General features: G+C 67.9%; 10 protein-coding genes. 1 reads left to right on the top strand and 9 read right to left on the bottom strand.

Annotated features, from left to right (window positions below):
- Nucleotides 1-16: 16 nt before the first annotated feature.
- From WFK61_RS11745 to WFK61_RS11705, 9 genes are all read right to left on the bottom strand, one after another.
- The gene (locus WFK61_RS11745) at nt 17-328 is read right to left on the bottom strand and encodes a DUF2218 domain-containing protein (protein ID WP_336811804.1); all 312 of its coding nucleotides are present in this window, start codon (nt 326-328) and stop codon (nt 17-19) included.
- 10 nt (nt 329-338) lie between these two features.
- Entirely contained in the window at nt 339-1,448 is a 1,110-nt protein-coding gene (locus WFK61_RS11740) for an ABC transporter substrate-binding protein (RefSeq protein ID WP_336811802.1), read from the bottom strand.
- Nucleotides 1,448-3,718, bottom strand: coding sequence for a TonB-dependent receptor (locus tag WFK61_RS11735; protein WP_336811800.1), 2,271 nt, complete (start codon nt 3,716-3,718; stop codon nt 1,448-1,450). Before WFK61_RS11735 ends, WFK61_RS11740 begins: the two co-directional genes overlap by 1 nt.
- Nucleotides 3,719-3,819: 101 nt before the next feature.
- Complete coding sequence (locus WFK61_RS11730; protein ID WP_336811798.1) at nt 3,820-4,779, bottom strand: FecR family protein; 960 nt, start codon at nt 4,777-4,779, stop codon at nt 3,820-3,822.
- Between the two features lie 97 nt (nt 4,780-4,876).
- Entirely contained in the window at nt 4,877-5,386 is a 510-nt protein-coding gene (locus WFK61_RS11725; RefSeq protein WP_336811796.1) for an RNA polymerase sigma factor, read from the bottom strand.
- 139 nt (nt 5,387-5,525) lie between these two features.
- Nucleotides 5,526-6,602 carry a siderophore-interacting protein gene (locus tag WFK61_RS11720; RefSeq protein ID WP_336811794.1) on the bottom strand — a complete coding sequence of 359 codons (1,077 nt, stop codon included), beginning with the start codon at nt 6,600-6,602 and terminating at the stop codon, nt 5,526-5,528.
- A complete protein-coding gene (gene fhuB, locus WFK61_RS11715; protein ID WP_336811792.1) occupies nt 6,595-8,592 on the bottom strand; it encodes a Fe(3+)-hydroxamate ABC transporter permease FhuB in 1,998 nt (665 codons plus the stop codon). Before fhuB ends, WFK61_RS11720 begins: the two co-directional genes overlap by 8 nt.
- Nucleotides 8,585-9,475, bottom strand: coding sequence for an ABC transporter substrate-binding protein (locus tag WFK61_RS11710; protein ID WP_336811790.1), 891 nt, complete (start codon nt 9,473-9,475; stop codon nt 8,585-8,587). Before WFK61_RS11710 ends, fhuB begins: the two co-directional genes overlap by 8 nt.
- Nucleotides 9,476-9,544: 69 nt before the next feature.
- Nucleotides 9,545-11,761, bottom strand: a complete 2,217-nt coding sequence (locus tag WFK61_RS11705) for a TonB-dependent siderophore receptor (protein WP_336811788.1) — start codon at nt 11,759-11,761, stop codon at nt 9,545-9,547.
- Between the two features lie 228 nt (nt 11,762-11,989).
- On the opposite strand from WFK61_RS11705, the gene WFK61_RS11700 reads away from it, so the two are divergent.
- Nucleotides 11,990-12,889 (top strand): helix-turn-helix transcriptional regulator, encoded by a 900-nt coding sequence (locus WFK61_RS11700; protein ID WP_336811786.1) that lies wholly within the window; start codon nt 11,990-11,992, stop codon nt 12,887-12,889.
- Nucleotides 12,890-13,063: the final 174 nt, after the last annotated feature.

Raw genomic sequence — 13,063 nt, 5'->3', positions numbered from 1 at the left:
GTCGGTGCCCGGGTTGTCAGGCAGCAGCTCCGGCCCGCCATTCGACGGTGAGCGGCTCGCGGAAGGCGAAGCGAAGGAGGTGGCTCGCGACGACATCCTGCAATTGCAGCAGCGCCTCGGCATCGGGCGCGTCGAGCGCGAGGCGAAGCACCTCTCCTTCCGCCTGCAGGCGGCAATCGCCGATCGAGAACCGGACGATACCAGCCTTCTCGTCGAAGCTGGCCTCGACCTTGTGGCCGAAATGCTTGCAGAGCTGCTGGAGATAGCGCGAGGCGTTGGCCGTCGCGACCTCGGCATGGCTGTGCTGCCGGTTCGATGTCTCGCTCATGTCGTTCACCTCAGCGCAGGCTCGTCCAGTAGGTGCCGTCCAGCGGCACGGGCTGGAAGCGTTGCTGCATCGTCGCCAGCAACGCCTTCGGGTCAAGATCGGCGAAGAGCTGCGGGTGCAGCCATTGCGCGAAAGCCTGCACCGCGACGACGTTGAAGGGCGAGTTGTAGAAATGGTGCCAGACGGCATGGGCCCTGCCCTGCCGGACGGGATCGAGCCCGGCGATGCCCGTGCGCGTCAGCGAGCGGGCGAGCAGTTCACGCGCCCGCGCCGCATCGACGCCGGGGCCGAGCGCGAGCCAGGGCGCGTCGGCGGGCTGCAAGCCGTTGCCGATCGCCGTGCCGATATAGACCTCCGGCGGATTCGAAATCAGCCATTCCAGATTGACCACGCCGGCCTCGGCCGGAATGAGAGCGTCGGCGATGTTCACGCCGCCGGCCGCCGTGACGAAGCGGCCCATCATGCCGCGCGTCATGGTCTCGCAGCAGCCGGTGCCGAGCCCGACCCGGCTCTCGACGAAGACGCGCGCAGGTCTTGGTTTCGCTGCGGCCAGACGATCCGTGACGGTTGCCAGCGCCGCCCGCCAGGCCGCGATGAATTCGGCAGCCTCGGTCTCGCGGCCGAGCAATGCGCCGAGCAGCTCCATGGATTTCGGCGTGTTGACCAGCGGGTCGCTGCGGAAATCGATGAAGACGATGGCGACGCCGGCTGCCTCCAGCGCGCGGATGACCTCGCCGGAGCGGGTATCCGGGCCATGGCCATGCAGGCCGAAGATCGCGACCTGCGGCGCGGCCGAGATCGCCTGCTCGATGCTGAAGGTGTCGCGCGTGTTGCGCCCGATGCGCTTGACCGCGTCGAGCGCCGGGAAGCGCTCGCGATAACGCTGGTAGCTGATCGGATCGACCGCCTCGTAGTCGCCCATCATGCCGACGAGCCGCGCCACGGGATCGGTGCGGTCGAGGACGGCGAGGGCCGGCAGATGCCGCCCCTCGCCGATGATGATGCGCTCGACCCTGTCGGGAACGGCGACCGTGCGGCCGGCGAGATCGACGAGCTCCCGCCCGCTCGCCAGCGACGGCAGCAGCAAGGCCAGCAGGGCGAGGACGCCGGCGAACCGCATCAGAAGCGCGCCGAGGCACTCAGCACGACAGCGCGGCCGGGCTGGTAGAGCGGCGTCACCGTGCCGAATTCCTGGCCGTAGGTGGCGCGGTCGGCATAGGTCTTGTCGAGCAGGTTCTTGACCTCGGCACGGAAGGTCAGGTTGGGCATCTGCACCGGCTTGTACTCGGCGAAGAGGTTGACGACCTCGTAACCCTTGAGCGGCTGGTTGCCGGGAGCGACCTTCTTGTAGTCGCGCACGATCTCGACATCGGCGCCGACGGTCACGCCCCATTGCTTGAAGGTATGCGCCGCCGTCAGCGTGAAGACGTCGCCGATCGGGGTGGCGAGATAGGTGCCGGCATCCGAATCCGCGCGCTCGCCGTCGATCCTGACGTCGACGCTGGCATATTTGCCGCGGATGAAGCCGTCTTCCCAGGCATAGCCGAGGCCGATCTCATAGCCCTGCGACTCGATCTCACGCGCCAGGGTGGCGCTGGCGACGGCGAAGCGGGCGGCCCGGGCATTCTCCAGCTCGGTGCGGAAGACCGAGCCTTCCAGCGTGAAGCCGTTCCAGCGGCCGACGAGGCCGGCGATCACGTTGTCGGACTGGACCGCTTTCACGCCGGTGCCATAGCGCCAGGCCGTGTTCATGATGAAATTCTCGGCCAGCTGGACGCCTCCCCAGACATGGGAATAGCCGGCGCGAACCGTCAGGTGCTCCGGGATCAGGTCGAACTCGGCCGAGATGTTGCGGGACAGGCCGGAATCGTCGAAGTCCTCGCCGGTCGTGCCGGTGAACCATTGCCGGTCGCCGCGCAGGCCGAAGGACAGGCGCATGCGCTCGAAGGGCTTCAGCCGCGCCTGCGCGTAGATGCCGAGATTGCTGGCCTTCTCGCTCGCTCGGAAGTTGCGGTCCTTGTAGAGCGCCTTGTCCTTGTAGAAATCGACGCCGGCGACGACGTTGCCGAACTCGCCGAGGCCGAAGCGGTTCTCGAACTTGCCGTTGAAGCTGTCGGTGATGCCGGTGCCGGGATAGGTGACGGGAGGATTCGCGCCGATCGGCCGATCGAAGATCGGCGTGTCGACCTCGGTGCGGCTATAGGCGATGACGGCTTTCGGATCCCACAGGCCGATCGCCGAGGTGCGGCTATAGGTGAAGACCGTGTTCTGCCGGTCGATCTCGTAGCGGCGCGTGCGCGGCTCCCAGGCCGGGCGACCCGAGATGAAGCCGATATTGCCGCGGAACGGCCGGATCGCATCGTCGCGGACGCGCTCATGGCTGATCTGGAAGCGGTCGCCGCTGGGCGCCTCCCAGCCGAGCTTGAAGAGCCCGCTCAGCAGGTCCGTCTTGGTGCCGATCACCTCCTGGCCGTCGCCCGCCTTGTAGGTGCCGCCCTTGCCGATCGTGCCATAGGCGAGAAAATCGAAGCCCTCGTAGCGGCCATAGCCGGACAGGCTGTTGGTGAAGATCGAGCCGTTGGTGTTGAACTGCGTCTTGGCGAAGGCGCCGACACCGTTGCCGGAGAGGAAGTCGCGCGCGTCCTTGGTCTCATAGGCGATGGCGCCCGCCAGCGCGCCGGGGCCGGCATCGGCGGGGGCCACGCCGGCATCGATCCGCGCCGCCTTGAGGAAGGACGGGTCGATCAGCGTCGTGCCGTTATGGTGGAAGACCTTGTTGTTCTGCCGGCTGCCGTCGATGGTGACGGCGAGGTTGGTCTCCTCGACGCCATTGACATAGACCTTCTGCGACATCGGCGTGGAGCCTCCGACCTTGACGCGCGGCTCGCCGCCGAAGACGTCGCGGATATCGGTCGGGTTCCGGCGCTCCAGCTCGCGCGGGCCGATCAGGATCTCGGCGACGCCGCCGCGCGCCAGCGGATTGCCGGCGACGTCGATCGTGTCGAGCGCGATGGCGCCTTCCGGAACCGCCCCGCCCGCAGCACCGGCCGATCCGGCGGCGCTGATCGTGACGCTGGTCGCGCTGGTGAAGCGGAAATTGAGGCCGGTGCCCGCCAGCAGGCGGGACAGGGCCGCTTCCGACGACAGGGCGCCATTGACGGCGGCGGAGCGCTTGCCGGCGGTGGCCGAGGCGGGAGCGACGACCGCGACGCCGGTCTGGCGCGAGAAGGCGATCAGCGCGGAGGAAACGGGCTGGGCGGGGATGTCGAGCGTCCGCACGGACTGCGCCATCGCCGGCACCGTCACGATTCCCGCCGCCAGAGCGGTTCCGCACAGCGCCGCAGCCAGTCTCGCCTGGCGGACAAGCCGCGCTCCAACCCGAATACCCATTGTCGATCCCCAAGATACGGCGAGGGTCGAGACGATTCCGGCCCTCGCAAGGGTAAGACGCCGGTGGCGGCCGGACTCATTAGTGCACTGCGGAAAAATTTTCAGGCGGGGAGGAGCAGGGTCAGCCAGGCGAAGGGGCGGACCACGCGCAGCCCCAGGCCGCCAGCGAGCATGTCGAGCCCGCCCGACGGGTCGCGCGCATCGAGCACCGCCGTTACGCGGCGCTGGCCCGCCTCGCGCGACAGGATGCCGATGCGACCGCCGCCATAGCGTTCAAGATCGGCGACAGCCTCGGCCAGGCGGACGTCGTGGAAGACCAGACGGCCCCGGCGCCAGTCGCCGATCTCGCCGGGATCGAGCGATCCCGGCTGCGAGATGGTCTCGCCCTCGTAGCCGACGCCCTGGCCCTGGCCGACGACGACGCCGGCCGCACCGGGCACCTCGACCTTGACCCGGCTTTCATCGACCGCGACCGCGACCGCCGAGCCGAGCCCGAGCTTGACGTCGAAGGCCGTGCCGAGAGCCGTCACGGTGCCGCCGCGCGCCGCGACCGAGAACGGCCGGGCCGGGTCCTTCGCCACGGTGAAGAAGGCCTGGCCGGAGACCAGCCTGATCATCCGGCGCGAGCCGGTCAGGTCGACATCGATCGCGGAGGCCGGCGCGAGTTCGACCTGCGAACCGTCGGCGAGCGCGATGATGCGACGCTCGCCGGCCGCCGTCCTGAAATCCGCGAACCGGCCGGACTGGAGCAGGACGGTCATGATACCCGCGGCCAGCACCAGCGATGCCGCCAGCGCGAAAGCAACCTGCCGCCACCGCCTCGGCCTTGCCGGAACGGCAACATGGACGGGAGACACGACCTCGGCCGTCTTCAGCGGCGTGAGACGATCGAGATCGGACCAGAGCGTTTCGAGCTCCGCCCAGGCGCGGCCATGGCCCGGACTCGCCGCCAGCCACGCATCGAAGCCCCGGCGCGTGGCCGCATCGGCCTCGCCATCGCGCAGCCGCACGAACCACTGCAAGGCCTGCTCGTCCGGTGTGTCCTCTGCCTGATCTGCCATCGCCCTATCCCGAGCCTGAATCCACCCTTGCGGCCGAGGGCCGCTCTGGCAACCGGACGAAGCCTTTCTCAATAGACGATCCGCGCCGCCGGATGCATTAGTCGGAAGCGCGCAAAGCGGCGCGCAGGCTGCGCATGGCATTCGCGAGATGGACCATGACGGTGTTGCGGGCGATGCCGAGCCGCAGGCCGATCTCGACATAGCTCAGCCCCTCGTATTTGTGCAGCAGCAGGACTTCGCGGCTGCGGGGCGGCAAATCCTCGATCGCCCGGCGCAGGCGCCTGTCGCGCTCGCCTGCAAGCAATTGCCCTTCGAGAGAGGCCGTGTCGTCGCTCACCGCCGGAGCCTCGGGCGGCAAGGGCTCGAACAGGGCGGTATGGCGCTGCTGACGGCGCCAGTGATCGACCGCCATCGTATCGGCCGAGCGGCGCAGATAGGCGCCGGGATCACGCAATTCGGCAGGCGGAGACCGGAGCAGGCGCAGGAAGATGTCCTGCACGGCGTCGGAAGCCTGCTGCGCATCGAGCCCGCGCCGGATCAGCCGTAGCTGCAGCTTGTGCTGCTCGGCGGCATAGATCGCAGCGATCCCGGCTGTCTTGTCGCTCATACCCGCGCGGCTCGTGGCTGGAACCGCGCTTATGCTGGCAAGCGCAACAGAATAACAAGCAAAAATGCTGCAAGATCAATAGATTAGATCGATCCTAATTTAAGGCTGAGATCTTTCGGAGCGCCTCGCAACGCTGCGACTACTCGCCGTGATCGTGAGCGTCGGCATGGCCGTGGCGCCAATAGGCGGCGACGAGATGCCTGTCCTTAGGCAACTTCCAGACGCTGCGCAGATGCTTGCGGATCGCCCGCGCCGCGGCCTGCTCGCAACCGACGAAGACGAAGGGGTTTCCGCTCTCCGGCGGGGTAACGCCCATGACGGCCCGCGGCAGCAGGTCGGTGGTTCCGGCCGGCGCATCGCCGCGGTGGAGCCAGGTGACGTCGATCGCGGCCTGCGAGGACAGCTCCTGCTGCTCGGCGCGATCGGCGACCTCGATGACGATCTCGGCCCGCGCCGTGGCGGGCAGTTCGGCGGCGATGCGGGCGATCGCCGGCAGCGCGGTCTCGTCACCGCAGAGCAGGTACCAGTCGGCCGCAACGACATCGCCGCCGCCCGGCCCGAGCAGACCAACCCGGTCGCCGGAGCGCGCATTGCGGGCCCAGGTCGATCCCGGCGAAGCATCGTGCAGCACCACGTCGATCGCGAGTTCCCGGCGCTGACGATCGATGGAGCGGATCGTGTAGATGCGCCTGATCAGCTCGTCCGCGCCGGCTGGCCAGATCACGCGATTATCCGGCCCGACGCCCGGCCAGACCGGCTCGCGCCCTGCAGGCGGGATCAGCACGCTGACATGCAGGCCGCCGCTCTCGAAATGGGCAGTGTCCTCGCAGGTCAGGATGACGCGCCGCATCGCAGGTGTCACGTCATAGGCATCACGCACCACCGTTTCGCGGAAATAGGGAATCCGCGGCTGCTCGGGCAGGCTTCCGCGCCAGCCAACCTGAAGGGCCTCGCCCTCGGCGAATTCATGCAGGTGCTCGGCGACCGAGGAGGTCACGACGAAGAGATAGGTCTCGTTCGGGCTGGTCACCGCGATATCGAGGGCACCGTCGGCGGAGCCGAGCTCCACAGCGCCGAAGCGACCTTCGAGGCGGGCGCCGCTGTCGTGATGCGTCACCGTGCCGTGCTCGACGAAATGCGCGCAGAGCCGTTCCAGCATGGCCGCTGGATCACGCATCGCGACGCGCGCATCGGCGCGCAATTCGGGCTCAGCCATGGCGGCTCGCTCCACGGTTCAAGAGCCAGATCAGATAGGGTCCGCCGATCAGCGCGGCGAAGAGCCCGACCGGAACCTGGTAGGGAAAGACGACGAGCCGCGCGAGCCAGTCGGCGAGGATCATGACTCCGCAGCCGATCAGCATGGCGGCGAGCAACTGGTCGCGGCTGCGCGCGAAACTGGCGAGACGGGCGAGATGCGGCGCGATCAGCCCGATCAGGCTGAGCGGACCGACCAGAAGCGAAGCCACCGCCGTCGCCAGCGCGGCCATGGCAGCCAGGCCAAGACGGCTGCGCTCCACCGACAGGCCGAGGCTGCGGCTCGTTGCCTCGCCGAGCGGCAGCAGGTCGAGCCAGCGAATGGCGAGCAGGAGCGGCAAAATCAGGGCGATGCAGGCGATCAGACCGGCCCAGGCCTCGAACGGGCCGGCACGATTGGTCGAGCCCGACAGCCAGACCAGCAGCATATAGGCGCGCAGGTCGCCCTGTGCCATCGCCGTCGAGACCACAGCCATGCAGAGCGCCCCCATGGCGATGCCGGCCAGCAGCAGGCGCTGCGGGCCGATGCCGGGGCGGGCCGCGAAGAGCAGCATGACCAGGAGCACCGCGAGCGAGCCGCCGGCAATACCGGCGAGCATCGCAAAGGGACTGGCCGGCATCAGGGTGAGCGCAAGCAGCAACCCGACGCCGCCGCCGGCACTGACGCCGAGCACTTCGGGGCCGGCGAGCGGGTTCGCGGTCAGGCGCTGCATCAGGCCGCCGGCCGCGCCGAGAAGCGCCCCGGCCGCGCCGGCAGCCACGAGACGCGGGCCCCGAAACGGCAGCAGGTCCCAGAACAGCGTACCCGTCGCCCAGTCCCAGCCTGCGGGACCGCGTCCGAGCACGAGGCCGAGCGCTGCCGCCACCAGGATGACCACGGCCAGAGGAGCGAGCGAGAGCAGCGAGCGCGCCTGCCTGTCCGATCGCCATGTGACGTCATTGCCTTGTGGCGGCAGGGACGGCGGCACCCGCCGCATCAGCCAGAGCAGGATGGGGCCGCCGAACAAGGCGGTCGCAGCACCGGTCGGCGCGAGATCGTTGAAGCCTGAGCCGAGCAATTGCACGGCGCTATCGGTGATCGAGAGCAGGAGCGCCCCGAGTGCGGGCGCCGCCAGCAGCATCTGGCGTGGCGTGCGGGCGCCGAGTTCTCGTGCAAGCGCCGGCGCGGCGAGGCCGACGAAGCCGATCACGCCGACCTCGGCGGTGACGCTGGCCGCCAGCCAGATCGCAATGCCGAGCACGGCGAGCCGCGCCGCGTGCAGGGTCAGCCCAAGGCCGCGCGCGACATCCTCGTCGAGGCCGATCAAGGCGAGCGGGCGCAACAGCAGCACCGCTGCGACAACGCTCAGGGCGAGGCGCGGCGCAAGCGCGAGGACCGCATCCCAGCTCTGCTGGTTGAGCGAGCCGGCGCCCCAGATGAAGAGCGACAGCACATATTCGCCCTTGGCGAGGATGACCGTCGCGCTGGCAGCTGCCGCGACGAGCGAAACGACCATGCCGGACAGGACCACGGTCATCGGTTCGAGCCCGCGCCGCCAGCTCAGGCCGAGGACGAGCACGACCGCCGCGAAGGCGCCGGCCAGCGCCACACCTTCCCGCGAGAAGGCGATCAGCGCAGGCGCATAGGCCGAGGCGATGGTGAGCGCGAGCTGCGCGCCCGATGCGATGCCGAGCGTCGAGGCATCCGCGATCGGGTTGCGCAGCACGCGTTGCAGCAGCATGCCTGCAAGCCCGAGCGCCGCGCCACAGATCAGCGCGGTCACGGCCCGCGGCATCAGGCTGTGCCAGAGCAGAATGCTGTCGAGCACCCGCGCCAGCTCCGGCGCGGCCGGCAGCGACGGCCGCGTCGCGATCACCGCCACGAGCAACGCGACTGCCGTCAACGCGGCGAGAGCCCAGATGCCGGGGCGCCCGCCAGGCTGGCGGCGCATGGGAGCGGCAGCCTCAGCCACGCGCCGTCTCCGCCGCGATCAGAGCCTCGGTCAGGAGCCGCGCGAAGCGCCGCGCCGCCGGCAGGCCGCCATAGGGATTAATCGAACCGATTTGCAGGAGCCGGCCCTCGCGCAGATTGGGCAAGGCGTTCCAGAAAGCGCTGCGCGCAAGGGTCTCCATCGCGCCAGGCGGCACCGGCGGGATCAGGGCGATATGGGCTTCCGGCACGCGCGCCAGCGCCTCCAGCCCGATCGGCGCCATAGCCGAATAGCTGGTATGGTCGCTCCAGGCATTGGTGAGGCCGAGCCGCTTCAGCACCTCGCCGAACAGGCTGTCGTCGCCGAAGACACGAAAATGCCTGGCGTCGCCGAGATTGACGGGAATGACGGCGCGCTTCGCGAGCGGCTTCAGCCTGCCTCGCAGGCCGGCGAATTCGGCTTCGGTCTCGGCGATGTAGCGCTCGGCGGCGGCAGCGGCGCCAAGGCGCTCGCCGATGGCCCGCGTCATGGCAACGGCCGGCTCATAAGGTGGCCGGCCCGGCGCATAGACCGAGAAGCTCTCGACCGGCGCGATCCGGCGCAGGCGCGGCTCGGAGCTGACATAGAAACTCGACGACAGGATCAGGTCCGGCCGCGACAGGAGCAGCAGTTCGAAGTTGACCGTGCCACGCAGGCCGAGATCGGCGACGCTCTCGGGAACCACAGGCTCGACCGCGACCTCGGCGAACTGGCGCAGTTCCGGCGCCGCGACGGGCGGGAGCCCGAGCGCGAGCAAGGTCTCCAGCACCGACCAGTCGACGGTCCCGACGCGCAGGCCCGTGGCCTGCGCCGGCCGGGAGATGCCCGCCGCGGCGACCAGGGCGAGCGCGGCGCGGCGCGTCGGATATGCCGTGAAGCCGGTCATGCGCGTGGAACTACCACAGCAGAAGGCCGCAGCGCAGGGCTGCGGCCTTCGATGCCTGGGAGACGATCGTCACCAGCGATAATTCGCGGAGACGGTGACGGTGCGGGCATCGCCATAGCTGCAGCTCGAAAAATCCTGGCAGCTCTTCACATAGGCCTTGTCGAAGAGGTTGGTGACGTTGACCGCCAGCCCCCAGTTGCCGAGCTTGTAGCGGATCGCGGCATCGACCAGCGTCGCGCCGGGCACCCTCAGGGTATTGGCATTGTCGGCCCAGGACTTGCCGACATAGCGGATGCCGGCGCCGAGGCTCAGCCCCTTCAGCGCACCCTCGTTGAAGGTGTAGTCGGCCCAGCCCGAGGCAGTGATCTCCGGCACGATGAAGGGCGTCTTGCCGACAAGCGCCGTATTGGTGTGCTTGCTGATCTCCAGATTGAACGCGGTCAGCGAGGCCAGCACCTTCAGATTCTCGGTGAGATTGGCCTTTGCCTCGAACTCGACGCCGCTCGAGGTCACCTGCCCGAGCTGCTGCTGGGCAAAGGCGTTGAAGTAGGTCGGTGCGGGAACGAGGACATTGTCCTTGACGATGTGGAAGACCGAGGCGGTGAAGAGCGCATCGGCGAAGGTCGGCCTGTATTTGACACCGGCCTCGACCTGCCAGCCCTTCTCGGGCTTGAAGGGCAGGAAGACGCCGGGCGTTCCGGTCGAGGTGCCGTCGAAGACCGGGTTGAAGAAGGACGCGACGCTGGCATAGGGCGTCATCCCGTTCGCGAACTCGTAGGCGAGGCCGGCGCGCCCGCTGAAGGCGCCTTCCCGATCGTCATAGCTCGGCGAGAAGGCGAGCGTGGCGGGGCTCACCGATTTCTTCTCGGCATAGTCGTAGCGCCCGTTGAAGGTCGCCAGCCAGCCGCCGCCGAAGCGGATCTGGTCCTGCAGGTAGATGCCGACCTGATGGTGCTTCAGCTTCTGGTCGAGATAGACGGCGCTCGCCCCCTGCGGCGCGCCATAGACCGGGTTGGTGACGCTGATCGTCGTCGCGCCGCCCGATGCCTGGACATGGTCGATCTCGAAATACTTGTAGTCGAGCCCGATCATCCAGGAATGCTGCAGCGGCCCGGTGTCGAACTTGCCTTCCAGGCGGTTGTCGATGGTGAAGGTGTTGACCTTCGTGTTCTCCTGGAAGCCGATGCGGTACAGCTTGTAATCCGGCCCGAGCGGCTCGAAGCGGTTACCGAAGGGCGCGTCGGGCCCGGCATAGCCGTAGCCGTAGGGGCCGAGCTGGGAGCCGCGCATCTGGCCGTAGCGTGCATTCTGCGAGAAGGTCACGCCGCCGAAATCATGCTGGAACTCGTAGCCCAGCATGGTCGTGACCCGCTTCTGGCTGTCGATCGACGGCTCGCCGAAGAAGGCATCGCGCCGGATCTTGCCGAAGGGCGCGTTCACCACCGTGCCGACATAGGGCAGGAAGCCGCCGCCGGAATGGACCTGATCGAGATAGCTATAGGCGCCATAGGCGGTGATGCGGGTGGTTCCGTTCGGCTGATAGGTGATCTGCGGCATGATCGTGCCGCGGAAATCCTTGGAATAGTCGGTGTACTGGTCGCCGCCCGAGAGCTTGCCGGTCAGGCGCGTGCTCCAGACACCCTGCTTGTCGCTCGTGCCGACATCGATGCCGAGATAGGCATTGCCGAAATTGTTGATGCCGGCCTCGACATAGCCGAAGTTCCTGCCGTTCGGCCGCTTGCTGACGAGGCTGACGATGCCGCCAGGATTGGAGCCGCCATAGAGCACCGAGGCCGGGCCCTTGAGCACCTCGACCCGCTCCAGCATGAAGGGATCGATCTGGAAGCCGCCGAAGCCGAAGGAATAGAGCTGCAGTCCGTCGAGATAGACGCCGGTCTGGGTCGCCTGGAAACCGCGGACGAAGAACCAGTCCGTATCGGGGTCGGAGCCGAAAGGCTGCGCCTGCACGCCGGCGGTATAGCGCAGCGCCTCGTCGACCTTCAGAGCCTTGCGATCGTCGAGTTCCTCGCGGCCGATGACCGAGACCGATTGCGGGATCGCGGTGATCGGCGTGTTGCTCTTCGAGCCGGTGGCGGAGCGCGTCGCGACATAGCCGGTGACGGGGCCCGTCGCCTTCTCGCCCTGGCCTTCGACGGTGATCGTATCGAGCTGGACAGTCGGGCCGGGCGCCGTCTGTGCGAAGGCGATCGCTCCGTAAAACATCGCACCGAATGAAACAGTCGAACGAAGAACAAAGTTCTTATTCATGCTTCTCTTATAGCACATGGCCAGACCAAGCCCCAATATTGTGCGCCCAATGAGAATTGCTCAAAATTAGAACCATTCAAAATGCAGGCACTGCTTTGCATGGCGGCGTATCACTGCTAAGTAATAGGGGATTGATCGTTCCTGTCATGCGTTGAACGTTCCTGGGCAGGCAGGCACAATTGCGCTCTTCGCGTTGCATTTTGAACACGCGCTTTGGCGCGACGATCCGGCCGCAGGAGGGTCAGGATGGGTTTCCAGCCAGGCATGCGCTCCGTCCGCGAAGGCATCAGCGTGATCGGCTCGCTCAAATGCCGCAGCTGGAACGGCGTCATCGCCGATCTCTGGCAGGCCGAGTGCCAGGCCGGCGCCACCGGCGAATATGTCTCGGATCATCCGCGGCTCTTCATCGTGCTCGACAAGGTCGGCGGCAGTTTCGAGACGCGGCTCGACCCGTCGGAGCCGGGCGTCTCGCCACGGGGCGGCGCGCATTCGATCAGCTTCATGCCGGCCGGCGTGCCCGTCTGGGGCCGCACGCAGCAGCGCATGCGCATCCGCCATCTCGACCTGCATTTCGACCCTGCCAGCGTCAGCGAGCGCCTGGGCGAGGCCCTGTCACCCGAGCTCTTGCGCCAGCCGCGCATCATGTTCACGAACGAACGCATCCAGACGCTGGCCCGGCTCATCGCCGGCGAGTGCGCCGAGCCCGATGCACGGCACGATCTCTATGGCGACGGCCTCGTCATGGCGGTGCTGATCGACCTGTTCGGCGTCAGGCGCGAGGCGCCACGCCGCCGGACGCCATTGACCAGCCGGCAGCTCAGGACCGTGACCGACTACATCGCCGAACATGCGGCCGGCACGATCCGCCTGCAGGATCTCGCCGGGCTCGTCGGCCTGTCGCAATCGCATTTCAGCCACGCCTTCAAGGCCTCGACCGGTCTGCCGCCGCATCAATGGCAGCTCAAGGCCCGGATCGAGCAGGGCCAGAGATTGCTGGCGGCGGGCGACCGCTCATTGACCGAGGTCGCGGTGGAGGCCGGGTTTTCGGACCAGGCGCATTTCACCCGCGTCTTCCGGCGCATGGTCGGCGAGACGCCGGCCGCCTGGCGGCGCGGCACGCTGGAAAAGGCGCTGGCGCTGGACTGAAGTCCACACGCGCCGGCAGCTTCCTGCAAGGCCTCGATGCCAGAGCCCATCTTTCGCCACCGGCGGCTGCGGTGTAGGGCAAGGCGACTTCCATCAGCTCCTGTCTTTCCAAGGCGTACCGGACCATGGACAACAAGCTTTCCGCATCCGCGCCGGCTGATGGCCTGCTGGCCG

The sequence above is a fragment of the Allobosea sp. MMO-172 genome (assembly GCF_037147855.1).
GTDB lineage: Bacteria > Pseudomonadota > Alphaproteobacteria > Rhizobiales > Beijerinckiaceae > Allobosea.
This window is presented reverse-complemented; position numbering and strand designations above follow the sequence as displayed.

Excerpts from the sequence above, each read along its gene's own strand:
- WFK61_RS11745 (WP_336811804.1), bottom strand. The coding sequence starts at position 328 with ATGAGCGAGACATCGAACCGGCAGCACAGCCATGCCGAGGTCGCGACG.
- WFK61_RS11740 (WP_336811802.1), bottom strand. The coding sequence starts at position 1,448 with ATGCGGTTCGCCGGCGTCCTCGCCCTGCTGGCCTTGCTGCTGCCGTCG.
- WFK61_RS11735 (WP_336811800.1), bottom strand. The coding sequence starts at position 3,718 with ATGGGTATTCGGGTTGGAGCGCGGCTTGTCCGCCAGGCGAGACTGGCT.
- WFK61_RS11730 (WP_336811798.1), bottom strand. The coding sequence starts at position 4,779 with ATGGCAGATCAGGCAGAGGACACACCGGACGAGCAGGCCTTGCAGTGG.
- WFK61_RS11725 (WP_336811796.1), bottom strand. The coding sequence starts at position 5,386 with ATGAGCGACAAGACAGCCGGGATCGCTGCGATCTATGCCGCCGAGCAG.
- WFK61_RS11720 (WP_336811794.1), bottom strand. The coding sequence starts at position 6,602 with ATGGCTGAGCCCGAATTGCGCGCCGATGCGCGCGTCGCGATGCGTGAT.
- WFK61_RS11710 (WP_336811790.1), bottom strand. The coding sequence starts at position 9,475 with ATGACCGGCTTCACGGCATATCCGACGCGCCGCGCCGCGCTCGCCCTG.
- WFK61_RS11705 (WP_336811788.1), bottom strand. The coding sequence starts at position 11,761 with ATGTGCTATAAGAGAAGCATGAATAAGAACTTTGTTCTTCGTTCGACT.
- WFK61_RS11700 (WP_336811786.1), top strand. The coding sequence starts at position 11,990 with ATGGGTTTCCAGCCAGGCATGCGCTCCGTCCGCGAAGGCATCAGCGTG.